22 protein-coding genes and 1 pseudogene are annotated in these 24,175 nt (G+C 67.9%); 11 read left to right on the plus strand and 12 right to left on the minus strand.

The window, feature by feature from the left end; genetic code table 11:
• Positions 1–2: 2 nt before the first annotated feature.
• Both U0R18_RS08585 and U0R18_RS08590 read right to left on the minus strand, forming a co-directional pair.
• A complete protein-coding gene (locus U0R18_RS08585; protein WP_526367772.1) occupies positions 3–776 on the minus strand; it encodes an amino acid ABC transporter ATP-binding protein in 774 nt (257 codons plus the stop codon).
• Positions 773–2,239, minus strand: coding sequence for an amino acid ABC transporter substrate-binding protein/permease (locus U0R18_RS08590; protein WP_526367773.1), 1,467 nt, complete (start codon positions 2,237–2,239; stop codon positions 773–775). The genes U0R18_RS08585 and U0R18_RS08590 overlap by 4 nt, the downstream gene beginning before the upstream one ends.
• Before the next feature lie 499 nt (positions 2,240–2,738).
• On the opposite strand from U0R18_RS08590, the gene U0R18_RS08595 reads away from it, so the two are divergent.
• Positions 2,739–3,929: a YncE family protein gene (locus tag U0R18_RS08595; RefSeq protein ID WP_526367774.1), complete on the plus strand. Its 1,191-nt coding sequence runs from the start codon at positions 2,739–2,741 to the stop codon at positions 3,927–3,929.
• A 16-nt stretch (positions 3,930–3,945) separates the two neighbouring features.
• Here U0R18_RS08595 and U0R18_RS08600 read toward each other — a convergent pair whose 3' ends face one another.
• The gene (locus tag U0R18_RS08600; protein ID WP_526367775.1) at positions 3,946–4,281 is read right to left on the minus strand and encodes a YnfA family protein; all 336 of its coding nucleotides are present in this window, start codon (positions 4,279–4,281) and stop codon (positions 3,946–3,948) included.
• Positions 4,282–4,332: 51 nt separating this feature from the next.
• Between U0R18_RS08600 and U0R18_RS08605 the strand changes: the two genes are divergently transcribed.
• A complete protein-coding gene (locus U0R18_RS08605; RefSeq protein WP_526367776.1) occupies positions 4,333–5,964 on the plus strand; it encodes a long-chain fatty acid--CoA ligase in 1,632 nt (543 codons plus the stop codon).
• 172 nt (positions 5,965–6,136) lie between these two features.
• Positions 6,137–6,487, plus strand: a complete 351-nt coding sequence (locus U0R18_RS08610; RefSeq protein WP_526367777.1) for a hypothetical protein — start codon at positions 6,137–6,139, stop codon at positions 6,485–6,487.
• Here the strand turns inward: U0R18_RS08610 and U0R18_RS08615 are convergent.
• The 3 genes and pseudogenes from U0R18_RS08615 to U0R18_RS08625 all read right to left on the minus strand — a co-directional run bounded on the left by U0R18_RS08615 (position 6,466) and on the right by U0R18_RS08625 (position 10,840).
• Positions 6,466–7,665 carry a thiolase family protein gene (locus U0R18_RS08615; RefSeq protein WP_526367778.1) on the minus strand — a complete coding sequence of 400 codons (1,200 nt, stop codon included), beginning with the start codon at positions 7,663–7,665 and terminating at the stop codon, positions 6,466–6,468. The genes U0R18_RS08610 and U0R18_RS08615 overlap by 22 nt on opposite strands.
• Before the next feature lie 54 nt (positions 7,666–7,719).
• Positions 7,720–8,855 (minus strand): annotated as a pseudogene (locus tag U0R18_RS08620) (lipase family protein); the annotation flags it as partial.
• A gap of 272 nt (positions 8,856–9,127) precedes the next feature.
• Positions 9,128–10,840, minus strand: coding sequence for a hypothetical protein (locus tag U0R18_RS08625; RefSeq protein ID WP_526367779.1), 1,713 nt, complete (start codon positions 10,838–10,840; stop codon positions 9,128–9,130).
• A gap of 906 nt (positions 10,841–11,746) precedes the next feature.
• Between U0R18_RS08625 and U0R18_RS08630 the strand changes: the two genes are divergently transcribed.
• The 4 genes from U0R18_RS08630 to U0R18_RS08645 all read left to right on the plus strand — a co-directional run bounded on the left by U0R18_RS08630 (position 11,747) and on the right by U0R18_RS08645 (position 14,898).
• Positions 11,747–12,805, plus strand: a complete 1,059-nt coding sequence (locus tag U0R18_RS08630; RefSeq protein ID WP_526367780.1) for an NAD(P)H-dependent amine dehydrogenase family protein — start codon at positions 11,747–11,749, stop codon at positions 12,803–12,805.
• 70 nt (positions 12,806–12,875) lie between these two features.
• Complete coding sequence (locus tag U0R18_RS08635) at positions 12,876–13,355, plus strand: SRPBCC family protein (protein ID WP_526367781.1); 480 nt, start codon at positions 12,876–12,878, stop codon at positions 13,353–13,355.
• 5 nt (positions 13,356–13,360) lie between these two features.
• On the plus strand, positions 13,361–14,050 hold the full coding sequence (locus tag U0R18_RS08640) for a dienelactone hydrolase family protein (protein WP_526368259.1): 690 nt from the start codon (positions 13,361–13,363) through the stop codon (positions 14,048–14,050).
• Complete coding sequence (locus tag U0R18_RS08645; protein ID WP_526367782.1) at positions 14,047–14,898, plus strand: patatin-like phospholipase family protein; 852 nt, start codon at positions 14,047–14,049, stop codon at positions 14,896–14,898. The genes U0R18_RS08640 and U0R18_RS08645 overlap by 4 nt, the downstream gene beginning before the upstream one ends.
• Here U0R18_RS08645 and U0R18_RS08650 read toward each other — a convergent pair.
• On the minus strand, positions 14,887–15,855 hold the full coding sequence (locus tag U0R18_RS08650; RefSeq protein WP_526367783.1) for a patatin-like phospholipase family protein: 969 nt from the start codon (positions 15,853–15,855) through the stop codon (positions 14,887–14,889). The two genes, U0R18_RS08645 and U0R18_RS08650, sit on opposite strands and share 12 nt — an antisense overlap.
• A gap of 105 nt (positions 15,856–15,960) precedes the next feature.
• Here U0R18_RS08650 and U0R18_RS08655 point away from each other — a divergent pair, with 105 nt between their 5' ends.
• Positions 15,961–16,749, plus strand: coding sequence for an ArsR/SmtB family transcription factor (locus U0R18_RS08655; protein WP_526367784.1), 789 nt, complete (start codon positions 15,961–15,963; stop codon positions 16,747–16,749).
• A 10-nt stretch (positions 16,750–16,759) separates the two neighbouring features.
• Here U0R18_RS08655 and lpqV read toward each other — a convergent pair whose 3' ends face one another.
• A complete protein-coding gene (gene lpqV, locus U0R18_RS08660; RefSeq protein ID WP_526367785.1) occupies positions 16,760–17,194 on the minus strand; it encodes a lipoprotein LpqV in 435 nt (144 codons plus the stop codon).
• Positions 17,195–17,378: 184 nt separating this feature from the next.
• Between lpqV and U0R18_RS08665 the strand changes: the two genes are divergently transcribed.
• Positions 17,379–17,903, plus strand: coding sequence for a cysteine dioxygenase (locus U0R18_RS08665; RefSeq protein ID WP_526367786.1), 525 nt, complete (start codon positions 17,379–17,381; stop codon positions 17,901–17,903).
• Complete coding sequence (locus U0R18_RS08670; RefSeq protein WP_526367787.1) at positions 17,896–18,345, plus strand: rhodanese-like domain-containing protein; 450 nt, start codon at positions 17,896–17,898, stop codon at positions 18,343–18,345. Before U0R18_RS08665 ends, U0R18_RS08670 begins: the two co-directional genes overlap by 8 nt.
• Here the strand turns inward: U0R18_RS08670 and U0R18_RS08675 are convergent.
• From U0R18_RS08675 to U0R18_RS08685, 3 genes are read right to left on the minus strand one after another with little or no spacing between them, the layout of a single operon-like run.
• The gene (locus tag U0R18_RS08675) at positions 18,245–19,921 is read right to left on the minus strand and encodes an alpha/beta hydrolase (RefSeq protein ID WP_526368260.1); all 1,677 of its coding nucleotides are present in this window, start codon (positions 19,919–19,921) and stop codon (positions 18,245–18,247) included. The two genes, U0R18_RS08670 and U0R18_RS08675, sit on opposite strands and share 101 nt — an antisense overlap.
• A 60-nt stretch (positions 19,922–19,981) precedes the next feature.
• Positions 19,982–20,758: an enoyl-CoA hydratase gene (locus tag U0R18_RS08680; RefSeq protein ID WP_526367788.1), complete on the minus strand. Its 777-nt coding sequence runs from the start codon at positions 20,756–20,758 to the stop codon at positions 19,982–19,984.
• Between the two features lie 7 nt (positions 20,759–20,765).
• The gene (locus U0R18_RS08685) at positions 20,766–21,803 is read right to left on the minus strand and encodes a 3-hydroxyisobutyryl-CoA hydrolase (RefSeq protein WP_526367789.1); all 1,038 of its coding nucleotides are present in this window, start codon (positions 21,801–21,803) and stop codon (positions 20,766–20,768) included.
• Positions 21,804–21,994: 191 nt separating this feature from the next.
• Here U0R18_RS08685 and U0R18_RS08690 point away from each other — a divergent pair, with 191 nt between their 5' ends.
• The gene (locus U0R18_RS08690; protein WP_526367790.1) at positions 21,995–22,843 is read left to right on the plus strand and encodes a Bax inhibitor-1/YccA family protein; all 849 of its coding nucleotides are present in this window, start codon (positions 21,995–21,997) and stop codon (positions 22,841–22,843) included.
• 87 nt (positions 22,844–22,930) lie between these two features.
• Here U0R18_RS08690 and U0R18_RS08695 read toward each other — a convergent pair whose 3' ends face one another.
• Complete coding sequence (locus U0R18_RS08695) at positions 22,931–24,148, minus strand: acetyl-CoA C-acetyltransferase (protein ID WP_526367791.1); 1,218 nt, start codon at positions 24,146–24,148, stop codon at positions 22,931–22,933.
• Positions 24,149–24,175: the final 27 nt, after the last annotated feature.

Consider the following 24,175-nt stretch of genomic DNA (forward strand, 5'->3'; position numbering starts at 1 on the left):
CGTCAGAGCACCTTAGACAGGAAGTCCTGCAGCCGCCGGCTCTGCGGGTTGTCGAACACCTCGGTGGGGGTGCCGTCCTCGACGATGTTCCCGCCGGACATGAAGATCACCCGCGAGGCGACCTCCCGCGCGAAACCCATCTCGTGGGTCACCACCACCATCGTCATGCCGCCCCGCGCCAGGTCGCGCAGCACCTCCAGGACGTCGCCGACCATCTCCGGGTCCAGCGCACTGGTGGCCTCGTCGAACAACATGATGTCGGGGTTCATCGCCAGCGCCCGGGCGATAGCCACGCGTTGCTTCTGGCCGCCCGACAGCGTCGCCGGTTTGACGTTCGCCTTCTCGGCCAGCCCCACCTGGTCCAGCAGTTCGAGCGCGCGCTTCTCGGCGGCCGCCTTGTCCATCTTCTTGGTCAGCAGCGGCGCCAGGGTGACGTTGTCGATCACCGTCATGTGCGGGAACAGGTTGAAGTGCTGGAACACCATGCCGATGTGCTGACGCACCTTGTCCAGGTCGACCTTCGGGTCGGTCATGTCGAATCCGTCGACGACGACCGTGCCCGCCGTGATGTCCTCGAGCTTGTTGAGACAGCGCAAGAAGGTCGACTTGCCGGACCCGGACGGCCCGATCACGCAGACCACCTCACCCTTGCGGATGGTGGTGGTGATGCCGTCGAGCACCACCAGGTCCCCGAACGCCTTCTTCAGCCCCTCGATCCTGACCTTGACGGTGTCGTCGGGTGCGGCGGTTACGGAATCCGTTGCGACCTCGGTCATTTCACGAGCCTCCGTTCCAGTCGGTCCGAGAGTTTGGTCAGCGCCATGATGACGATGAAGTAGATGACGCCGATGATCAGCCACATGGTGAACGACTGGTAGTTGCGGGCGATGATCAGCCGGCCGGTCTGGGTGAGTTCGGCAATGCCGATCACCGACAGGATGGACGTGTCCTTCAGCGTGATGACGAACTGGTTCACATAGGACGGAATCATGGTTCGGATTGCCTGCGGCAGAATCACTTTCCGCATCGTGGGCAGGTACCCGATGCCGAGACTTCGGGCCGCCTCCATCTGGCCCTTGTCGACGGCCTGGATGCCACCGCGGACGATCTCGGTCATGTAGGCGCCCGCGTTGAGCGACAGCGTGATGATGCCGGCGGTCAGCGCGCTCATCTGGAAGTGCAGGGCCGACGGGATGCCGAAGTAGATGAAGAACGCCTGCACCAGCAGCGGTGTGCCGCGAAAAATGTCGACGTAGGCGGTTCCGATTCCGCGCAACCACACCGACCGCGATACGCGCAGCAACCCGAAGACGATGCCGAGCACCAGCGCGATCGCGATCGAGATCACCGTGAGCAGCAGCGTCATCTTCAAGCCGGTCATCAGGACCGGGAAGGTGCTCTTCAGCAGTCCGAGGAACGAATTGTCCGTCTGGGCGGCGCCCTCGCCGAGGTAGCTCTCGACAATCTGGTCGTAGCGGCCCGATGCCTTCAGGTTCTTCAGGCCGGCGTTGAACTTCGCCAGCAGGTCGGCGTTGCGGCCCTTGTTGACGGCGAACCCGTAGCTGGACCCCTTCTCCTTCGGGGTGACGGTCTTGAAACCGTTGCCCTGCTGGATGCCGTAGGCCAGCACCGGGTAGTCCTCGAAGACGGCGACCGAGTTGCCGGTCTTGACCTCTTCGAACATCGAGGCGGAATCGGCGAACGAGACGACCTGGAAGCCGTACTTGTCCTTGATGGAGTCGGCGAACCCGGCGCCCTCGGTGCCGTTCTTGACCGCAACCCGCTTGCCCTTCAGATCCTCGTAGGACTTGACGGTGTCGTTGCCGGCCAGCACCGCCATCTGCACGCCGGACTCGAAGTACGGGTCGGAGAAGTCGAAGACCTTCTTGCGGGCGTCGGTGATCGACATGCCGGCGATGACGCCCGCGGCCTGATTGGCCTGGACCGCCTGCAGCGCCGCGTCGAATCCGAGCGGTTTGATGTCGACGTTGAAGTGCTGATCCTTGGCGATCTCCCGGATCAGGTCCATGTCGATGCCGACGTAATTCCCCTTGTCGTCCTGGAACTCGAACGGGGCGAACGTGGTGTCGGTGGCGATGACATACGTCTCGCCGTCGGCGACCGCGGGCGCGGGGATCGCCAGGGCGAGGCCGAGCAGTCCGGCCAGCATCGCCACCAGCAGGGCGGCCGGCCCGCGCGGTGACCGTCCGTGGAATTGGGGTGGGCGTTCGGCCTGCATGTGGTGCCTTCCGTCCGGGCCTGCTGGGACGGGATCACGCTAACGCGGACGGCTCCGGCATGCGCGGCTTCCCGATGACCCGGGCGCGGCGGCCCGGGGTGTCCCGCGGAGGTAACACGCACGAAAGGTTGCTGTGATTTAGGACTCATCGGGCGGCCAAGCCTCTGAGAATTCCTTATTAAGAGAGTTCGAAGAAACGGTGAACAACGGTTAGCCAAGAGTGCGTACCGGCTGGTGAAAGGCGTGGTGACGGTTGCCCGCAGCAAACAACACGATTGGATAACGTTTCGGCCTGAGTGTCGGCTGAGGCGAATGTTCAACGTGCGCCCAAATCCGTCGTCGGCCATAATTTTCCGCTCGTTCCCGCCGCTAGAATCTGTGCAGGGTCCGCGCCGACGTGGCGCTTTGGACGACGGGAACCGGCCAGCAGGGCAGGCGCCGGACAGCCACCCGGTCGTCCCTCAGGGGGACCGCCCAAGGAAGGTTCGAAGAGGTTCTGATGAGCATGGCAAACAACGTGAAGACTTTGAGCGACATGACCACCGGCGTCGTCGTGGCCAACCGTGCCGGCCGGCACGCCGAACTGGCGCACGACCTCCCGACCCGCTCGCTGCGCGCTCACCTGAGTCGTTTGCCCGAGCCCGCGCCGGCCGTCGTCGAACCGCCGCTGATCGAAACCGACACCGCGCCGGGCTTTTCGGCACTGCGCCAGATTCCGGTACGCCGCGGGCCCATCGCCGGCATCGCCGTCGACCCCCGCGACGGACTCGTCTACACCACCAACCCGACCGACAACAGTGTCTCGGTCCTGGATCCGGTTGCGCTGCACGTACGCACCACCATCCTCGGCTTCGATGAGGCGTCGGCCGTTGCCGCCGCCAACGGCCGGGCCTTCGTCGCCACCGTGAGCCTCTCGCACGATGCGGTCACCACCGTCGATCCCGCCGCGGTCGAGGCGGGCGCCGATCACCCGCTGGCGTCGTCGGTCGCCGGTGTTGCCGTCGACGCCGCCGGGCGCTACGTCTACGTCGCCCGCAGTGGGCGGGACGGCGCCGACGTCGCGATCATCGACACCGCCGACGGCCGGGTGCGCACTCTGGAACTGGGCACCCGCGCGGGTGCGGCCGCGACCGCCCTGACCCTCAGTCCCGACGGCGCGCGTGTCTACGTCGTCACCGTCGACGATCTGGGCGGCGAGCTCGTCGCCATCGACACCGCGACGCGCCGCATCGTCGGTGGCCTGGCCTTCCCCGCGCCGTTGCGTGCCGTGGCCGCCGGCCCCGACGGCGTCGTCTACGTCGCCACCTGCGACCTGTCCTTCGGAGGCGTGATCGACGTCGTCGACGCCCGCACCATGCGGGTGGTGTCGAGCATCGACGTCGGCGGCCTGGTCACCGACCTGGTCGCCGGTGCCGCCGGGGACCGGCTGTACGTCGCCGGTGTCGACCGGGTCTCGGTGGTGTGTGTGGCCACCCAGGAGATCATCGACACCGTGACGATCGTCGACCAGCCGTCCTGCCTGGCCGAGAGCGCCGACGGCAAGAAGCTGTTCATCGCCGACTACGACGGTGCGGTGACGGCCCTGACCATCGCGTCGAGCACCGAGTCGCTCCTGGCCAGGATGATGACGGCCGACAGCGACGCGGTACTGGACATCCCGATGCTCGAACTGGAATCCGCCGGCATCTGAGCCCGGTTCCCTCTGTTCAGCCCCCGCGCGGCGCGTACATCAGCACCGCGACGCCCAGGAGGCAGATCAGCGCGCCCGTGATGTCCCAGCGATCGGGGCGGAAGCCGTCGGCGACCATCGCCCAGACCAACGACCCTGCGACGAACACGCCGCCGTAGGCGGCCAGGATCCGGCCGAAGTTCGCATCCGGTTGCAGGGTGGCCACCAGCCCGTAGGCGCCCAGCGCAAGCATTCCGGCACCCACCCACGGCCAGCCGCGGTGCGCGCGGACACCCTGCCAGACCAGCCAGGCGCCGCCGATCTCGAAAACCGCCGCCAGGACAAAGAGCAAAACGGACTTCAGCACCGTCACCGGCACTAGCGTAGGGCCTGATCACGTACCGATCGGAAGGCACTCACCACCATGCTCAGCACGATGCAGGACTTTCCCCTGACGATCTCGGCGATCCTGCGGTACGCCACTACGGTGCACGGTGACCGTACCGTCCGCACCGCCGCCGGTGACGGCGTATACCGGGAGGCCAGCTATACCGAGATCGGCAAGCGCGCCGCCCGACTGGCAAACGCGTTGCGCCGCTTGGGTGTCGGGGGGGACGAGCGCGTCGCCACATTCATGTGGAACAACCAGGAGCACCTCGAGGCCTACGTCGCCATCCCCGCGATGGGCGCGGTGCTGCACACATTGAACATCCGGCTGTTCCCGGAGCAGATCGAGTTCGTGGCCTACGAGGCCGAGGACCGTGTGGTCATCGTCGACTCCTGTCTGGCCGGGCTGTTGGCTCCGGTGATCCGGGCACTCGAGACGGTGCACACCGTGATCGTCGTCGGCGACGAGGATGCGTCGGCGCTGGACGTGCCGGGCAAGCAATTCCTGCGCTACGAAGAACTGCTGGCCGCCGAGTCCGATGAGTTCGACTGGCCGGTTCTCGACGAGAACTCCGCTGCGGCAATGTGTTACACCAGCGGGACGACGGGACACCCCAAGGGCGTGGTGTACAGCCACCGGTCGAGTTACCTGCATTCGATGGCGGTCTGCAGCGGCAACGGCATGGGTCTCGGGTTCGCCGACCGGGCGCTGCCGATCGTTCCGATGTTCCACGCCAATGCCTGGGGGCTGCCGTACGCGGCACTGATGGCCGGCGCGGACCTGGTGCTGCCGGACCGGTTCATGGACGCGGCCTCGATGGTGAACCTGATCGAGACGCAGCGTCCCACGGTTGCCGGTGCGGTGCCGACCATCTGGAACGATGTGATGAACTACCTGGAAAGCAATGGCGGACATGACATTTCGTCGTTAAGGCTGGTGGCGTGCGGCGGCTCGGCCGTCCCGGTGTCGCTGATGCAGACCTTCGAGGACCGCCACGGCGTGCAGATCCGGCAGTTGTGGGGCATGACCGAGACGTCGCCGATGGCCACCTTGGCCTGGCCGCCGCCGGGAACCCCGGAGGACCGGTATTGGGTGCTGCGCGCGTCGCAGGGCCGACCGATGTGCGGCGTCGAGGCGCGCATCGTCGACGACGAGGGTGCGGCGCTGCCCAACGACGGCGAGTCGGTGGGGGAGCTCGAAGTACGCGGGCCGTGGATCACCGGGTCCTACTACCGCAACACCGACGACTCGAAGTTCGAATCCGGCTGGCTGCGCACCGGCGACGTCGGACACATCGACGCGCAGGGATACGTCACCCTGACCGACCGGGCCAAGGACGTGATCAAGTCCGGCGGCGAGTGGATCTCGTCGGTCGAACTGGAGAACGAGCTCATCGCCCATCCGGCCGTGCTGGAGGCCGCCGTCGTCGGCGTGCCCGACGACCGCTGGCAGGAGCGGCCGCTGGCCGCGGTGGTGCTCAAGTCCGGCGGCCGGGCCACGCCGAACGAACTGCGAGAATTCCTGTCGGACAAGGTGGCTCGCTGGTGGTTGCCCGAACGCTGGGTCTTCATCGACCAGGTTCCACGCACCAGCGTGGGCAAGTACGACAAGAAGACCATCCGGGCCCGCTATGCCGAAGGCCAGTACGAGGTCGTCACCGTCGGCTGAGCGCGCCCCCTTCCGTTGAGGCACCCAGATCGGTTGTCCCCCGATCGGGGGACAGCGGGATCCTCCGGTAGTGGGGCCGATCAGCGGACAGACCGCCGGCCCGAACTCGGGCACCGTGGAGAGCGTCCACAACGACGCGCCGTAGATCCGGTGTCCGACAACGAGGTTGACCGTGTCCGTCTCTGCCTACCTGGTGTTCGTCGAGGCTCTGCTGTTCCTGACCCTGTGGCTGTTCGCGTGCGCGTACGGCACGGTGGTGTCCACCGCGCTGGCATCGGGTTGCGGAACCGACCTGCGCGGAGCCGTTGCCCGCATCGTGCCGCTGGCCGTCGCGACCGTCTCGACATCAGCCGTGTTCGCCGCACCCGCGTTCTCGGTGCTGACACACTCGTCGGACACAGCGTCGGATGTCGTGCGGGGCGTGTTCCTGGCCGCCTGGCTGGCGCAGGTGATCCTGGCCGTGCACCTGACGCACTCGGCGGCGCGGGTGCTGACCGCCTATCAGCGCTCAGCGCGCTGGTAAGCGGTGACGACGGCCGCCCCGCCCAGCCCGATGTTGTGCTGCAGGGCTGCCGTGACGTTGTCGACCTGGCGCTTGTCGGCGGTGCCGCGCAGCTGCCAGGTGAGTTCGCTGCACTGGGCCAGACCGGTTGCCCCCAGCGGATGACCCTTCGAGATCAGCCCGCCCGACGGGTTGACCACCCAGCGGCCGCCGTAGGTGGTGTCGTCCTCGTCGATCAAGGCCGGGGCCTCGCCCGGACCGCACAGCCCCAGCGCCTCGTACAGCAGCAGCTCGTTGGCCGAGAAGCAGTCGTGCAGCTCGATCACCTGGAAGTCCTCCGGGCCCAGGCCGGACTGCTGGTAAACCTGTTGGGCCGCTTTGACATTCATGTCATGGCCGATGATGTTGGCGGCACTGCCGTCGAAGGTGGAGGCGAAGTCGGTGGTCATCGCCTGCCCGACGATCTCGACGGCCTGGCCGGCCAGGTCGTGCTGTGCCACGTAGTCCTCGCTGGCCAGCACCACCGCGGCCGATCCGTCGGAGGTCGGCGAGCACTGCAACTTGGTCAGCGGGTCGGAGATCATCTTGGCGGCCAGGATGTCGTCGAGGGTGTACTCATCCTGGAACTGCGCGTAGGGGTTGTTCACCGAGTGCTTGTGGTTCTTGTAGCCGATCTTGGCGAAATGCTCGGCGGTGGTGCCGTACTTCTTCATGTGCTCGCGTCCGGCTGCGCCGAACATCCACGGCGCCACCGGGAACTGCATGGCGTCGGTCTCGTTGAGCGCCAGGATGTGTCGCTTCAGCGGTGACTCGCGGTCCTCGGCCCCGCCGCCCAGCGATCCGGGCTGCATCTTCTCGAAGCCCAGCGCCAGCACGCAGTCGGCCAGGCCGCCGCGGATCGCCTGCGCACCCAGGTACAGCGCCGTCGACCCGGTGGAACAGTTGTTGTTGACGTTGACGATCGGGATGCCGGTCATCCCCAGTTCGTAGAGTGCACGCTGACCGGAGGTCGAGTCGCCGGCGCAGTAGCCGACGTAACCCTGCTCGATGTCGGTGTAGGCGACGCCGGCGTCCTCGAGTGCCTTGGTGCCCGACTCCTTGGCCATCTGCGGGTAATCCCAGCCCTCGCGGCGACCGGGCTTCTCGAACTTCGTCATCCCGACCCCGATGACGAAGACCTTGTTCGCGACTCTGGCCATGTGTGATCCCCTTCGATCAGTGCATCATCCGATCCTGCGAATGTAGGCGACCGCTCAGAACTGCCCGCAGTTCGGGGTGGTGGGCAGGCCGTTGAACTGATCGGAGATCCACTGCATGCTGCGCTCGCCGTCGACGAACAGCGCGAGCCCGTGGTTGACCGCCAACTTGTTGAGGAACGGCGGCTGTTCGTTGGTCCAGAACTGGACGTCGGCGCCCAGTGCGCACCAGTCCCGGCCCAGCTGATTGGCGCCGGTCCACGGCACCAGCGGGTCGAAGCGGTTCGAATCGATGAACACCGGCGCCTGCGGGCGCAGCCGGCCGATGCGTTGCAGGTCCAGCAGGCCCCGGAACGGTTCCTTCGACATGGCCTGCGTCGGGTCCTCGTTGAAGTACTCGCTGAGATGGTGGAACCCGAAGGTCAGCGCTGTCTCGACGACGCACTGGTCCTTGGCGCGATTCAGCCAGTCCTCGCCGACCGGGGACATCATGGCGTGGATCGCTTCGCCGGCTTCGGGATACGCGGCGATGGCGCCATTGATCATGTACGCAGCGGCGCCCACCAGGATCGAGCCGTCGATAGAGGGCAGCAGCTCGGGAATGTTCGCCGGCGGCGCGCCGACATACGCGCCGACGAGGTCGATGTCGGGCGCATACTGCGGGGCCAGCTCGACCGCGGCGGCGCTGGCGCCCCCGCCCTGTGAATAGCCCCACAGCGCAACCGGACCGTCGGGCGTCAGCGACGTTCCGCCGAGACGCTTGGCCGCCCGTACCGCGTCGAGCAGCGCGTGGGCCGATGAGAGGCGATTGACGTAGGTGTGCACCCCGGGCGTTCCGAGGCCCTCGTAGTCGGTGACCACGACGGCGAACCCGCGGGCCACCAGGGTCGCGGCCATCAGCTCCTCGTAACCCATGGTGATGTCGAGGCCGCTGGAGAAGTGGATGCTCTGGCCGAACACCCGCGACGGCGCGCACTGGTCACCCTGGCCCTGGGTGCCCGGTGCCAGGGCGATCAGCGGTCGCGGTCCACGGCCCGGCCATGGGTTGTCGGGCTCGAAGTAGGTGCCGGTGACCGCGTTCGGATTGCCGCGGGTGTCGGTGCTGCGGTACATCGGGTCGCGGTCGCGACCCAACTGCCCAGCTGGCCGGACGGTTCGTAGACCAGCCGCATCGGTTCGTGGCGGATCACGTCCGACCCCGTCGCGATGAACGTACCGGTCGCACGCGGAGATCACCCACCCATCAGGCACCGGCCGGGTTCGTGTCGAAACCGGCCGGTGCCTGCGAGGGGTGTCTGGTGAGCGCTCCTCCTCCGCCGCGTTCCGCGGCGGTATCGGTCGACTCGACTAGAGGTACTGTCTCGCTCCTCCTCCGCCGCGTTTCGCGGCGGTATCGGTCGACTCGACTAGAGGTACTGTCTCGCTCCTCCTCCGCCGCGTTTCGCGGCGGTATCGGTCGACTCGACTAGGCGACGCCCTGCGGTCCGCCGGCCCCGTTGGAGCCGGCCAGACCACCCTTACCGCCGGCGCCACCGGTGCCGGGGGTACGGGTGGAGCCGGACGTCGCGTCCCCGCCCGCGCCGCCGGCGCCACCCTTCCCCGAAATGGGACCGGCGTTGCCACCGTTGCCACCGTTTCCGCCGGTCGACGAGGACCCGTCGCTGGAGTCGGCACTCACCGCGGCGAGGCCACTGGTGCGGGTGCCGGCACTCGAAGTGCCGCCGCGACCGCCGGTGCCGCCGCTGTCGTCGCCGGTGCCGCCGTCGCCGCCGCGGCCGCCGCGGCTGGTGTACCCGTCGGAGTCGCCACCCGCGCCGCCGTCGCCGCCGCGGGCCTTGATGCCGCCGTTGCCGCCCTTGCCGCCGGCGCCACCGGTTGCGGTATCACCGTCAGCTTCGCCGCCGTCGCCGCCCTTCCCGCCGGCGCCGCCGCCGATGCCGCCGTCACCGCCGGCGCCGCCCGCTCCGCCGGTGCCGGTGACTCCACCGCTGCCGCTGCCGCCCGCGCCGCCGTCGCCGCCCTTGTCGCTGACCATTCCGCCGGCCCCGCCAACGCCGCCCTTGCCGCCCGTTCCGCTGACGGCGCCGACCGCATCGCCACCGTCGCCGCCGTTGGCGGCCGTTCCCGTGGTGGACACGAATCCGCCGGCGCCGCCGTTACCGCCGACCGCATCGCCCGCGGTCGAGTACGCCGATCCGCCGTTGCCACCGTTGCCGGCGGAGCCCTGCCAGCCGCCGCCGCCTTCACCGCCGTTGCCGCCGATGGCGGTACCGCTGGCCTGGGCGTTGCCGCCGTTGCCGCCGGCGAGCGCGCCGTCCCATTTTCCGTGGCCGCCGTAGCCGCCGTTCCCGGCGGTGGCGTTGCCGTTCGCGGCCCAGGCGTCACCTCCGTTGCCGCCGCCGCCCGAGTCGCCGGTGGGGTTGGTGTCGGCGACCCGCCACTGCTCGTTGCCGCTGCTGCCACCGTTGCCGCCGGTGGCGTTACCTGTTGTGGCGTAAGCGTTTCCGCCGTTTCCGCCCTTCCCGAGGTTGCCGCTGAACAGGCCGCCGAACGATCCCGTCCCGCCGTCGGCCGCGGTGGCGTTCGCGCCTACCGCGTTCCCGCCGTTACCACCGTCCCCGCCGTTGCCGTTGAACAGTCCCCCGTGGCCGCCGTCGCCGCCCTTGGTCGCGGCCTGGAGCAGCTTGCCGTCGGCGGAATAGACGGCGTCCAGGCCATCTCCACCCCGGCCACCGTTGCCGTTGATGCTGGCGCTGCCGCCGACGCCCCCGTAGGCGCCGTTGCCGCCGTTGCCGCCCCAGAGTCCGCCGTCCTCGCCGTTGCACATCGATTTGCAGTTCGGGTTGAGTTCCAGGGCGTCGCGACCGTCGCCCAGGAGCCAGCCGCCGCGGCCGAACATCGGCCGGATCGTCACCTTCACCGTGATGGTGCCGGCCTTCGGGTTGTTCGATGCTTTCACCAACCACCATGGCAGGTTGGTGCCCGACCACGGGATGACGGATTCCGTCGAGGCGAGTTGTATGTCGAAGCTTCGCGTCGGCACGTTGTCGGCGGCCGTGGGCAGGACACCCATGCCGACGACGGCCGCGCCCGCGGCGACGCCGGAGGTGAGGAAGGCGGCCACGGACCGCGTGCTCCGACGTCCCTTGCGGGAGTTGGAATTTGAGTTCTTGTTCATCATGAAACCTCTGTCTGCTCGCCCCCGATAGGCAACGGCCCACGAGTGTCACGGACATCTTCGAGTGATGTCCGATGGATTACGGATCAATCAGCGCGCGCTGAGCTGAACGTACGCCCGTTGCCACTGTCGCGCAAAGTTTTCAACGCACTTCAGCAAACTTTGATTTGACCGTCTTCCTGTCGCCTGACCAGCCGAAATACCGGCCATGACCACAGAATCTGTTGCTATTCAGCTTGTCTCAGCCTGTTTCGCGTGGCCTGGACCGTCAGGGCTGGTATGTGACGTTTGCTGAAGCTACGATGGGGTGATGAAAAGACTGTTCCTGCAAGTTATTTCGCGATCCAACCGGTTGCCGAATTGATCGCTGAGCGTCCGCTCAGCTTCCTGATCGCGGCGGCCGAATGGATCCTTTAGCAAACCATCTTGCAAACCGATTTGACCGTCCAGAACCACGCGTGAGTTCTCCGGAACTGTTGCCATCCAGCTGGTCCGGTCCCATTTCGCGTGGTGCAGTGAACATACTTCAAAGTCAGTTATTTGCTGAAAATGCTCCGTTGGGATCAAAATTCCCCGTTAGCAAGACATTTGGCGACGTTCGAGCGCGCAAAATCCGTCGCTGAGGAGCGCCTGTTCAGGCGGGCCCGGGAGCCGCGTACCAAGTTTCGCGCATTGCTGAATACTGTGCCGGTGCGACAAAGTAATGGTGGAACAACACATCTCTCGTGGAAAAGCATTTGCTATCTGGCCGACCGTGAATTGTCTGGTCCTGCAAGATATTTCATGGCAGCAACTTCCAGGTTCGAACCTGAAATAGAAGTGCGTTCCAGAAGCCGCCTCTGATACGCCCGCGGAATCGGCATCCCGCGTGCGACGCGGGGCGAACGCCCGAGGAAGATTGCCGCTATGGCATTGAAAGTCGTGCAGTGGGCCACCGGTGGACTGGGTGTGGCGGCCATCCGGGGCATCGCCGAGCATCCCGACCTCGAGCTCGCCGGATGCTGGGTGCATTCCCCGGCCAAGGCCGGCCGTGACGCCGGCGAGATCGCGGGTATCGGGAAGCTGGGTGTGACCGCCACCAACAGCATCGACGACATCCTGGCCCTCGATGCCGACGCGGTGATCTATGCGCCGCTGGCCGCCGATCCCGACGAGGTCGCCGCCCTGCTGCGGTCCGGGAAGAACGTGGTCACCCCAGTGGGGTGGGTGTACCCCAGCGAGCGCACCGCGGCGCCCGTGCGCGAGGCCGCGCTGGCCGGGAACGTGACGCTGCACGGCACAGGCATCGCCCCGGGCGGTATCAGCGAGAAGTTCCCGTTACTGTTCTCGGTGATGTCCACCGGCGTGACTTTTGTTCGCGCCGAAGAGTTTTCGGATCTTCGCACGTATGGAGCACCCGATGTGCTGCGGCATGTCATGGGCTTCGGGGGCCCTCCGGAGGCGGCCATGAGCGGGCCGATGCAGAAGATCCTCGACAGTGGTTTCATCCAGGCGGTCCGAATGGTGGTGGATCGAATGGGTTTCGCCGCCGATCCGCGTGTCCGGGCCACCCAGGAGGTTGCGGTGGCCACCGCTCCCATCGATTCCCCGATCGGGGTGATCGAGCCGGGCCAGGTCGCGGCACGCAAGTTCCGCTGGGAAGCGATGGTCGGCGATCAACCCGTGGTGCGGGTGACCGTCAACTGGTTCATGGGCCATGAGAACTTCGACCCCGCGTGGAGCTTCGGCCCGGCGGGTGAACGGTACGAGATGGAGGTCAAGGGCAATCCCGACTTCCAGGTCGTGATCAAGGGGTTCCAGCCGGAGACGGTCGAGCAGGGTCTCGAGAGCAACAACGGCATCGTCGCGACCGCCGCGCACTGCGTGAACTCGGTGCCCGCCGTCTGTGCGGCGGCTCCGGGTATCGCGACCTACCTCGACCTGCCCCTGATCTCCGGCAGGGCCGCACCCGCGCTGCACCGCTGACGGGTTCGGCGAGCGGTGCCGTTCCGCGAGCGAGAGGCCCGGCAACAACGGGCTGACTACGATCGGGCTCATGCCGAAACCGCACGGGATGGCGTGCTCGCGGGCGATACCGGTGGATCCGGGCACCGCGATGCGCCGCACGTTGGTGCTGCCCCTGCCCGCCCTGTTCAGCCGGAGGTACGGGCCGATGGGTCCGATCCGGGCGGTGCACGAATACGACTCCGAGCCCTGGGGCCGGCCAGGGCAGGTCCGGTCGATCGTGCAGGCCGGCGGCACCACACTTCGTGAGGAACTCACTCAGGTCGACGACCCCACGATGTTCGCCTACACGCTGACCAGGATCACCGGCCCGCTCGCCCCGCTGGTCGACCACATCGACGGTCAGTGGATGTTCACCCCGGTGGGCACCGGAACGAAGGTGATGTGGTTCTGGACCGTGCACCCCAGGTCCGAGTTGGCCGGTCGGCTGATGCCGGTGTTCGCGCGCATCTGGCAGGGCTTCGCCGGCCGGGCACTCGAGCAACTGTCCGAGGAGCTGCTGCGCCCATGACCGACATCCAGCGCATCTCCATCCCGGTGGCCGACACCGCACTGCCCGCCGAGCTGGCGGTGCCCGACGGCGCGGGATCCTGGCCCGGCGTGGTGGTGGTACACGACGCCTTCGGCCTCACCGACGACAACCGCGCCAACCTGCGCCGGTTCGCCGACAACGGCTATCTGGGGCTCATGCCGGACCTGTTCGCCCGGGGCGGTGTGCGCTGCGTGGTCAGGACCATCATGGCCGTGCAGCGTCGTCGCGGCGTCGCGGTCGACGATCTGCTGGCCGCCCGCGATCTGCTGGCCGCCCGGCCCGACTGCACCGGCGCGGTCGGCATCGCCGGGTTCTGCATGGGCGGCGGCTTCGCACTGGTCATGGCATCCAAGGGATTCGGGGCGTCGGCCCCGTTCTACCCGTCCATGGCACCTTTGTACGATTCGGTGGCCCAGAGCGCCTGTCCCGTCGTCGCCAGTTTCGGTCGCCGCGATCCGGTCAATCCGGGCAATGGGGCGCGGCTGGAGCGGGCGCTGAACCGTCACCACATCCCGAACGACGTGAAAACTTATGCGGGCGTTGGTCATTCGTTCGCCAATGACCTCCCGGGCCAGGCCTTCATGCGCATCGCCGGGTTCGGCTACGACGAGGAGGTCACCGCGGACGCCTACCGGCGGGTGTTCGCGTTCTTCGGCGAACACCTCGGTTCGTGAGACGCGCTCTGGTCCTGGCCGGCGGGGGACTGGCCGGGATCGCTTGGGAGACCGGCGTCCTGCGAGGCGTCGCCGACGAGGATCCGGCGCTGGCCGCCGCCCTGGTCTCGTCGGACGTGCTGCTGGGGACCTCGGCGGGGTCGGCGGTCGCGGCTCAGGTCGGTAGCGGCGTGTCGCTGGACCGGCTGTTCGAGCGTCAGGTGCGGGTCGACTCGGGAGAGCTGCACCCCGGCAACTCGATGGACCGGGTGGTCGAGCTGTTCCTGTCGGCGCTGCTGCTGCCGGACGCCACCAAGAAACAGAAGCTGCAACACATCGGATCGATCGCGACCGGTGTCGAGACGGTGCCCGAGGCGGTGCGCCGCGACGTCATCGCCAACCGGCTGCCCACGCCGGACTGGCCGGACCGGGATCTCCGCATCACGGCCATCGACGTCGCCACCGGTGAACTCGTCGTGTTCACCCGGGACAGCGGCGTCGAACTGGTGGATGCGGTGGCGGCCAGCTGCGCGGTCCCCGGGGCCTGGCCGCCGGTGACGATCGACGACCGGCGCTACATGGACGGCGGTGTCGGCAGCACCGTCAACATGGGCGTCGTCGACGACTGCGGTCTGGCCGTCGTGCTGGTGCCGGCCGCCGAGGACGCACCCAGCCCGTGGGAGGTGGGCGCCGCCGCCGAGATCGCGGCGTTCGCCGGAATCGCGGAGGCGGTGTTCGCGGACGCACCCGCGCGGGCCGCATTCGGTCCCAACCCGCTCGATCCGGACTGCCGGCCGCCATCGGCAGAGGCCGGCCGTGCGCAGGGCCGACGGGAAGCCGGCCGGATCGCCGCGGCGCTAGGACTCTGACGTCCCGAGGGTGTCGAGGGCGGCGGCACCGAGTTCGCGGCCGATCTCGATGACCTCGTTGGCCCGGTGGAACTCCAGGCTCCGGCACACATTCCGGGGGACCTCGATGAACAGGTCGGGCGGATAGGCGGCCAGCGTGTGCCGGGCCAGCGCACTCTGGGCGATGTCGATGGTCCGGTTCATCACCTCGAAGCTGCCCAGCTTGGGTGCCCGGAACTCGGCGTCCGCGGATTCGGCGGACGTGGTCTCGAAGTCCCCGGCCGTACCGAACCGGTCGAGCCACGCCCGCGCCGACGGCGTCTCCAACAGTGAGCGGGCGGCCTTGGTATCCAGGATCGAGGCAGACGTGTTGCGCCACAACTTGTTCCAGCGTTCGGCGGTCGGTCGGCTCTCGATCTCCGCAGGGCCCGTGGGGTCGTCGCCGTTGAGGCTGATGGCGATTGTCAGCTCGGCGTTCACCCCGGCGATCGGGGCCATCGGGATGGGATCGAGAATCCCGCCGTCAGCCAGCAGGCGGCCGTCGAGCACGTGGGGCGTGATGATGCCGGGAATCGCGATGGAGGCGCGGATCGCGTCATCGACGGGGCCGCGCTGCAGCCAGACCGACTTGCCGGTGATCAGGTCGGTGGCCACCGAGGTGAACGGTATCGGCAACTGTTCGATGGTGACGTCGCCGAGGATCTCGCGAACCGCTTCGAGGACCTTCTCGGCGCGCAGCACACCCGCCGACGTCAACGACGGATCCAGCAGGCGCAGGATGGCCCGCTGCGTCAGCGAACTGGCCCAGGCGGTGTATTGGTCGAGCCTGCCGGCCGCCTCCAGGCCGCCGACCAGGGCGCCCATCGAGGATCCAGCGATACCTACGATCTCGTGACCGCGTTCGTGGAGCTCCTCGATGACGCCGATGTGGGCGTAGCCGCGGGCTCCGCCGCTGCCGAGTGCAAGTGCGACCCGCATTCGGCCAATCTAGTCATCGCGCGCTCGAACCTTGACATGCAGCCATATGGCTGCCTAACCTACAAAAGGTAGCCAAGAGGCTGCATATGTGGAAGAACAGAACCCGTGGATGAGGTGTTCAGGGCGCTGGCCGACCCGAGTCGGCGCCAGTTGCTCGACCGTCTCAACGCCCGCAACGGGCAGACGCTGACGGAACTGTGCGGCGGGCTCGACATGGCCCGGCAATCGGTGAGCAAGCACCTGCGAGTGCTCGAGGACGCCAACCTCGTCACCGTCGTCTGGCGCGGACGCGAGAAGCTGCACTACCTCAACGCCGCGCCCATCAACGCCATCGCGGACCGCTGGATCAACCACTACGACCGGGCGCGGGCGCAGACGCTCGCCGATCTGAAGACAGTATTGGAGCGAGACACCATGAGCGACAACGACTTCGTGTACACCACCTACATCCGGACCACCCCGGAGCGGCTGTGGCAGGCCCTCACCGACCCGGCGTTCTCCCAGCGCTATATGGGCCACGGCCTGGCCGGTGACGGAAAGGTCGGTTCCACCTACAGCTGGCGCGACGGCGACCTGGACATCGTCGACCCCGGCCAGGTGATCCTGGAGTCCGATCCGTACCGGCGGTTCGCGTTCACGTTCCACTCCTTCGTCCCCGAACTCGCGACCATCGGTCTGGCCACCGATGTCATCGATCGGGCGGCCGCCGAGCCGCGCTCGACCGTCGCCATGGACATCGAGCCGGTCGACGACGGCAGCGGCCGGGTCAAGCTCACGGTCATCCACTCCGGATTCCCGGTGGGAAGTATTGTGCGCGAGCTGGTTTCAGGCGGTTGGCCGGCCAAGCTGTCGGACCTCAAGTCGAATCTCGAGCAACAGCCCGTATCGGCCTGACGGAACCCGCTCAATCACATTGGCCGTCGGCCGCGGCATTGGCGGCCATGATCACCCCGGCCTGCTGTGGCGGGGTCAGCTGCACCCACGGTGCGTCGAAGGTGGCCGGGCCGACGAAGGCCGGGTCCTGCAACGTCTTCAGGTATGGCTCGACGAGCGTCTTGGGATCCTCCTGGCGCTCGTCGAGCCAGACCCGGGCGGCGTGGCAGGCCTGGCCGTACTGGGATTCGGTGGCCTCCGACGGAACGTCGACGCTGGTGGTGACGCCACCGGGCGAAATGCCGGTGGCACCGGCGGGCGCCTGTTCGCTGGGTGCGGCCGCGGCCTGCGGCGGGGTGCTCGGCGCTGCGTTGTCGGTGGCCGCCGAGCACGCGGCGACGGAGAGCGCCGCACCCACCGTCACCGTCGCGCAGCACAGGAACGATGTCGTGGAGTACCGGCGCATGGACCCAATCTAACGCCCGGCCGCCCGGGGCCAGATTCACGCTGATCGGAACCGGTGCGGCAATGGCGGGCCGGCTGCCATTCTCGGGTGGTGCTGCAGCCTGTCGTCGGTCGGGAGAGCTATCGGGGGTGCTGTCGGGTCCGCTGACCCGCCCCCCCCGCGTCCGACCACCCAGGAGTGACTCTTGTCCGCCGTGCTGTCCCTGCCACCGATTCCCGCTGTCTCCGGCCCGACCCGGCTCCGGTTACCCGATCTGCTCTACGAGACCGACCGGGCCGCCGCCGACGTCCTGGACGGGCTGCACGACCACCTGTTGCCCCGGGCCGGCCTGCCCGCCGACGGCCGGTGGTTCACTCGGCTGCACGGCGACGACGATCTCGACGTGTGGCTGATCAGCTGGGTGCCCGGGCATGCCACCGAGCTGCACGACCACGGCGGGTCGTTGGGCGCCCTCACGGTACTGTCCGGAGCGCTCGACGAATTCCGTTGGGACGGTGGTGGATTACGTCGCCGCCGACTGGAAGCCGGTGACCAGGCGGCATTCCCGCTGGGTTGGGTGCACGATGTCGTCTGGGCCCGATCGAAGGTGCCGAGTCCGACCCTGAGTGTGCACGCGTACTCACCGCCGCTGGCGGCGATGTCCTACTACGAGGTCACCGAGCGGGCCACGCTGCGCCGGGACCGGGTCGAGCTGACCGAGCATGAGTAGCCGGATCGACCGCTTGCTGGCGGATGCGCGGGCGCGCCTGCAGCGGCTGTCTCCCGAGGATCTGCCGGCGGCGCTGGGCCGCGGCGCCGTACTCGTCGACATCCGGCCCGCGGCGCAGCGGGCCGTCGAGGGCCAGGCGCCGGGAGCGCTGGTGATCGAACGCAACGTGCTGGAGTGGCGTTGCGACCCCACCAGCGATGCCCGGATCCCGCAGGCCGTCGACGACGACGTCGAGTGGGTGATCCTCTGCTCGGAGGGCTATACCTCCAGCCTGGCCGCCGCCGCCCTGCAGGACCTCGGTCTGCACCGGGCCACCGATGTGGCCGGCGGCTACCTGGCACTCACTCGCTCGAGTGCATCAGCGGGCGCAGGCGCTCGGTCTTCTCCGGCGTCCAGCCCGGCGGCTGGAGCACGTGGGCCCAGGCGTTCACCACGTCCTTGACGTAGACGTGGCCGTGGCCGTCGGGGACGTCGATGGCCACCGCCATGTCCGCGGACACCTGCAGGAAGGTCACCACCGGGATCCAGTTCATCCGGGGCGACACGTCGTAGCCGCGCGGCTCCCGCAGCCAATCCGGTTCGCGGAACAGCAGATCCGGTGTCCACCACGCGATCGGGTCCGACGCGTGCTGGAGGTACGCGACGCGCACGCCGTCCCACGGCTTCGCCGGCCGATCCAGATTCTCCGGGCGTGCCACGAAGCGGGCGTTGTAACCCTCGTCGTAGATCGGGAGCCACATCGGCGAGCCGGTGTCCCGGTTGCGGGTCAGGTCCGTCCAGATGGTGTTGTTGAACGTCGGGCCGGAGAACAGAGCCCCATTGGTGCGGGCCACCAGGTTGTTCAGCGATAGGAACGGCGCCTCGCCGCCGAAGGATCCGAGGCTCTCGCCGAACACGACCAGCTTGGGCCGCTTGGCCTCGGGCAGCGCGCGCACCCGCTCGTCGATGGCCTCGAACAGCGCCTGGCCGGCCTCGCGCGCGTTCTCCTTGTCGACCAGGAAGGAGATCCAGCTGGGCAGGAACGAATATTGCATCGAGACGATCGCGGTGTCCCCGTTGTACATGTACTCCAGGGCCGACGACTCCGCCTCGTTGATCCATCCCGTGCCCGTGGTGGTCCCGACCGCGACCACCTTGCGGTTCAGCCCGCCGGTGCGCTCGAGTTCCCGGGCGGCCATCTCGGCCGACTGCCGGATGTCGTCCGCCGCGCCCAGCCCCGCGTACGCCCGGATCGGCTCCTTGGCCGGGGCGCCGTTGAAGGTCGTCAACTGCTCGACGGTGGGCCCGCCCGAGATGAAGATGCGGCCCTGGTGCCCCAGCGAGGCCCAGCTCACCAGGGATTCGGGACCGCCGGAGCGCAACGGTGTGGTCGGCGGGGCGTTGTTTGGTGAATCCTCGTCGTTGACCGCCGCGAACGTCCGGTTCAACCAGTCCATCGCGCCCTTGAGCACCACACCGTTGAGCAACGCGATGGACAGCGCCAACACCAGCCCGACCGCGACCACACCCGAAACCCGGGGCGGCGCAACGTGTTCGAGCTGGCGGACCAGGAACAGCACGAGCCGGCGGAACCACTGTCCGATCTCGACGAACAGGAACAGCACGACGATCGCGATCACCGCCGCCTGCGGGTAGTTGTACCAGCGCAGGTGTGCCACGCCCATCAGGTCGCGGACCTCGTCCTGCCAGCGATGGAACGCGAACTGCATGAGCACCATGCCGACGAGCCCGACGACCAGCAGTGTCAGCCAGGCCCAGCGCGGCGCGGTGGGGCTGGTGTCGTGGCCGCGCATGTAGCGCACCAGCCACACCACGAAGACCCCGATCAGGTAGCCGATCGCGCCGGCGGCGCCGCTCACCAGGCCCTGGAACAGCGGTCCGCGCGGCAGCAGCGACGGGGTCAGGGACAGGAAGACGAACAGCAGGCCGACCGCGGTCCCGGTGAACGTGAAGTGGTTGGCCCACCACGGCTGCCCGCGATCGGCGGGTGGCGTGTCGAACACCGGGTCGACGGTGATGTCACCGTCCTTGTACGGACCGAACGTGGGCCCTGCCTCCACAGCTGTCACGCAAGCACCTTAGCGGTGCTTGAAATCGGCGGGCCGCTTCTCGGTGAAGGCGGCCATGCCTTCCTTCTGGTCCTCGGTCGCGAATGCGGAGTGGAACAGTCGGCGTTCGTAGAGCAGGCCCTCGGCCAGGGTCGATTCGTAGGCGCGGTTGACGGCCTCCTTGGCCATCCGGGCCGCCGACAGCGACATGCCCGCGATGGTGGCGGCGACGCCCTTGGCCTCCTCGAGCAGGTCGGCGGCCGGCACCACCCGCGCCACCAAGCCGGCCCGCTCCGCCTCCTCGGCGTCCATGTTGCGTCCGGTCAGGATCAGGTCCATGGCCTTGGCCTTGCCGATCGCGCGGGTCAGCCGCTGGCTGCCGCCCATGCCGGGCAGCACGCCGAGCTTGATCTCCGGCTGACCGAACTTGGCGCTGTCGGAGGCGATCAGGATGTCGCACATCATCGCCAGTTCGCAGCCGCCGCCCAGCGCGTAGCCGGACACGGCGGCGATGGTCGGGGTGCGGGTGGCGGCGAATTCGCCCCAGGTGGCGAAGAAGTCGGAACCGAATACGTCGGCGAACGACAGGTCGGCCATCTCCTTGATGTCGGCGCCGGCGGCGAAAGCCTTCTCGCTGCCGGTCAGCACGATGGCGCCGATTCCCGGATCGGCGTCGAATTCCTTTGCAGCGGCGACGACTTCGTGCATCACCTGACTGTTCAGGGCATTCAACGCCTTGGGCCGGTTCAGTGTGATGAGTCCGACGCGGCCGTCGCGCTCGACGATGATGGTCTGAAACTCGGTCATGGTTCTCCTAGAACGTGAGGTCGGGATCGGCTGGGGCGAAATAGTTCTCGACGTCGGCGGCGGTGACGGCGGACAGTGCGGCCGGTGACCAGGTGGGGTTACGGTCCTTGTCCACCAGCTGCGCGCGGATGCCTTCGACGAAGTCATGGGAGCGCGCCGATGCGCAGGACACCCGGTACTCCTGGACCAGGACGTCTTCGAGGGTGTCGAGCTGCCCGGCCCGGCGCACCGCCTCGAGGGTGACCGACAGCGCGATGGGCGATCGGCCGGCGATGACGTCGGCGGCGGCGTTGGCCGGTGCCGCGTCGTGCCCGCGCAGTGCGTCCACGATGTCGGTCATGGTGGCCCCGGTGTAGCATTCGTCCACCCAATGTCGTTGTGCGGCAAGCTCACTGGCCGGTGGCTCGACCGCATGCCGGCCGATGACGGTGTCGACGTCGTCGTTGGCGACCAAGTCCGCGGTCAGGTCCGCCAGCTTGTCGTGCGGGACGAAGTGGTCGGCGAATCCCAGCGCGATCGCGTCCGCGCCGGAAATCGGCGCGCCGGTCAGCGCGGCGTGCAGACCCAGTGCGCCGGGCGCGCGGGACAGCAGGTAGGTGCCGCCGACGTCGGGGATGAACCCGATGCCGACCTCCGGCATCGCCAGTTTGGTCTTGTCGGTCACCACCCGGACGCTGCCGTGGGCGCCGACCCCGACGCCGCCGCCCATCACGATGCCGTCCATCAGCGAGACATACGGCTTGGGGTAGCGGCCGATTGCCGAATTCAGCCGGTATTCGTCGAACCAGAACTTGCGTGCCTCGGCGCCCCCGGCGCGGGCGCTGTGATAGAGCGCCACCACGTCGCCGCCGGCGCACAGCCCGCGCTCCCCGGCGCCGTCGAGGATGACCGCGCGCACGGAGTCGTCGGCGGCCCAGTCGGCCAGCACCGCGGCCATGATGTCGACCATCGTCTGGGTCAGGGAGTTGATGGCCTTCGGCCGGTTGAGCGTCAGCCGCCCCACGCCGTTGTCGATGCGGGTCAGGACCTCGGGTTCATCCGTCACAGGGTTGCCGTCCTCATGCAAGGGTTCCGAACGCGAAAGTTGGATATGCAAGTAATTATCGCCATGGCGATCGCGCCCGCGCGGACGGGTCCGGGAAACATCACAGAACGGGAACTGGCGGACTCAACTGTTCGTTGGACGAGTGTTCCGTGCAAGACTTTCAGGGACCTCACAGGGAAAGGACTCAGACGGTGCGGGAAACCTCCAACCCCGTATTCCGCTCGCTGCCCAAACAGCAGGGCGGGTACGCCACGTTCGGGTCGGGTGTCGCGGGTGCGGCAACGGCGCAGGTACACCAGGGCTATGAGCCCTACATCGACCAGCAGCAGCGGGGTGTCTCTCGGCCGCTGACCATCGACGACGTCGTCACCAAGACCGGTATCACCCTGGGTGTGTTGTCGGTGGTCGCCGTCATCTCCTACTTCATGGTGTCCTCGAACCTCGCCCTGGCGATGCCACTGGCGCTCGTCGGCGGCCTGGGCGGCATGGTGCTGGTGCTGATCGCCACCTTCGGCCGCAAGCAGGACAACCCGGCCATCGTGCTCAGCTACGCCGCGCTCGAGGGTCTGTTCCTGGGCGCGATCTCGTTCCTGCTGGCCAACTTCACCGTTGGCGGTCAGCAGGGCGCCAATGCCGGCGGCCTGATCGCCCAGGCCATCCTCGGCACCGTCGGCGTCTTCGCCGGCATGTTGATCGTCTACAAGACCGGCGCCATCCGCGTCACGCCCAAGTTCACCCGCATGCTGGTCGCGGGCATGGTCGGCGTGCTGGTGCTGATGATCGGCAACCTGATCATGGGCTTGTTCACGCACGCGGCCGGCCCGCTGCGCGACGGCGGCCCGATCGCCATCATCTTCTCGCTGGTGTGTATCGGCCTGGCGGCGTTCAGCTTCCTGATCGACTTCGACGCCGCCGATCAGATGATCCGCGCCGGGGCGCCGGAGAAGGCCGCCTGGGGCATCGCCCTCGGCCTGACCGTCACTCTGGTGTGGCTGTACCTGGAGATCCTGCGGTTGCTCAGTTACTTCCAGAACGACTAGCGCCTTCGCTTTCCGCTGAGACTGCGCTCAGAGCGAGCTTCCTTCGGGATGATCGCACTGGGCGCAGTCTCAGCGCCAAAAGAAGAACTACGACAGCCGCTCGACCACCATCGCCATGCCCTGGCCGCCGCCGACGCACATCGACTCGATGCCGAACGTCTTGTCATGCGTCGCGAGGTTGTTCAGCAGCGTCGCGGTGATCCGCGCGCCGGTCATGCCGAACGGGTGCCCCAGCGCGATGGCGCCGCCGGAGACGTTCAGCTTGTCCTCGTCCATGCCCAGCGCGCGCGCCGAACCCAGCACCTGCACCGCGAACGCCTCGTTGATCTCGAACAGGTCGATGTCGCCGATCGACATCTTCGCGTTCGCCAGCGCCTTCTTGATGGCCTCGATGGGACCCAGGCCCATGATCTCCGGGGACAACCCCGACACCCCGGTCGACACGATGCGAGCCAGCGGGGTCAGGCCCAGCTCCTTGGCCTTCACGTCGCTCATGATGACCACCGCGGCGCCGCCGTCGTTGAGCGGACAGGCGTTGCCGGCCGTGATGGTGCCGTTGGGCCGGAAGACGGGCTTCAGCTGGGAGACGGCTTCGTAGGTGGTGCCGGCGCGTGGGCCGTCGTCGGTGGTGACGACGGTGCCGTCGGGCAGCGTCACCGGGGCGATCTCCCGCTCGAAGAAGCCGCTCTTGATGGCCTCCTCGGCGCGGTTCTGGCTGCGCACACCCCAGTGATCCTGGTCCTCCCGGCTGATGCCGGTGTGCAGCACCACGTTCTCGGCCGTCTGGCCCATCGCGATGTAGACGTCCGGGATGTGGCCGTCCTCGCGCGGGTCATGCCACTCGTCGGCGCCCTCGCCTTGTCGGGCTGTGCGGGCCTGCGCCTCGTCGAACAGCGCGTTCTTGGAGTTCGGCGCGCCGTCGGCGGCACCGACGCCGAACCGGGACACCGTCTCCACACCCGCCGAGATGAACGCGTTGCCCTCGCCGGCCTTGATCGCGTGGAACGCCATCCGCGTGGTCTGCAACGACGACGAGCAGTACCGGTTGACGGTGGTGCCGGGCAGGAAGTCGTAGCCCAGTTCGACGGCGACGGCGCGGGCGATGTTGTAGCCGGCCTCACCGGCGGGCTGCGCGCAGCCCATCATCAGGTCGTCGATGTCCCGGGGGTCCAGTGCCGGCACCTTGTCGAGGGCGGCGCGCACCATCTGCGCGACCAGGTCGTCCGGGCGCATCGACGCGAGGGAACCTTTGACGGCCCGGCCGATGGGGGAGCGGGCGGTGGAGACGATGACGGCTTCGGGCATGGTGAGCTCCTATTCGAGAACGCTGTG

Origin of the sequence: Mycobacterium sp. (genome assembly GCF_046330795.1) — a bacterium.
Taxonomy (GTDB): Bacteria; Actinomycetota; Actinomycetes; order Mycobacteriales; family Mycobacteriaceae; genus Mycobacterium.

Coding starts and splice junctions, on each gene's coding strand:
- U0R18_RS08585 (WP_526367772.1), bottom strand. CDS start 776: ATGACCGAGGTCGCAACGGATTCCGTAACCGCCGCACCCGACGACACC.
- U0R18_RS08590 (WP_526367773.1), bottom strand. CDS start 2,239: ATGCAGGCCGAACGCCCACCCCAATTCCACGGACGGTCACCGCGCGGG.
- U0R18_RS08595 (WP_526367774.1), top strand. CDS start 2,739: ATGAGCATGGCAAACAACGTGAAGACTTTGAGCGACATGACCACCGGC.
- U0R18_RS08605 (WP_526367776.1), top strand. CDS start 4,333: ATGCTCAGCACGATGCAGGACTTTCCCCTGACGATCTCGGCGATCCTG.
- U0R18_RS08615 (WP_526367778.1), bottom strand. CDS start 7,665: ATGGCCAGAGTCGCGAACAAGGTCTTCGTCATCGGGGTCGGGATGACG.
- U0R18_RS08625 (WP_526367779.1), bottom strand. CDS start 10,840: ATGAACAAGAACTCAAATTCCAACTCCCGCAAGGGACGTCGGAGCACG.
- U0R18_RS08630 (WP_526367780.1), top strand. CDS start 11,747: ATGGCATTGAAAGTCGTGCAGTGGGCCACCGGTGGACTGGGTGTGGCG.
- U0R18_RS08635 (WP_526367781.1), top strand. CDS start 12,876: ATGCCGAAACCGCACGGGATGGCGTGCTCGCGGGCGATACCGGTGGAT.
- U0R18_RS08650 (WP_526367783.1), bottom strand. CDS start 15,855: ATGCGGGTCGCACTTGCACTCGGCAGCGGCGGAGCCCGCGGCTACGCC.
- lpqV (WP_526367785.1), bottom strand. CDS start 17,194: ATGCGCCGGTACTCCACGACATCGTTCCTGTGCTGCGCGACGGTGACG.
- U0R18_RS08670 (WP_526367787.1), top strand. CDS start 17,896: ATGAGTAGCCGGATCGACCGCTTGCTGGCGGATGCGCGGGCGCGCCTG.
- U0R18_RS08680 (WP_526367788.1), bottom strand. CDS start 20,758: ATGACCGAGTTTCAGACCATCATCGTCGAGCGCGACGGCCGCGTCGGA.
- U0R18_RS08695 (WP_526367791.1), bottom strand. CDS start 24,148: ATGCCCGAAGCCGTCATCGTCTCCACCGCCCGCTCCCCCATCGGCCGG.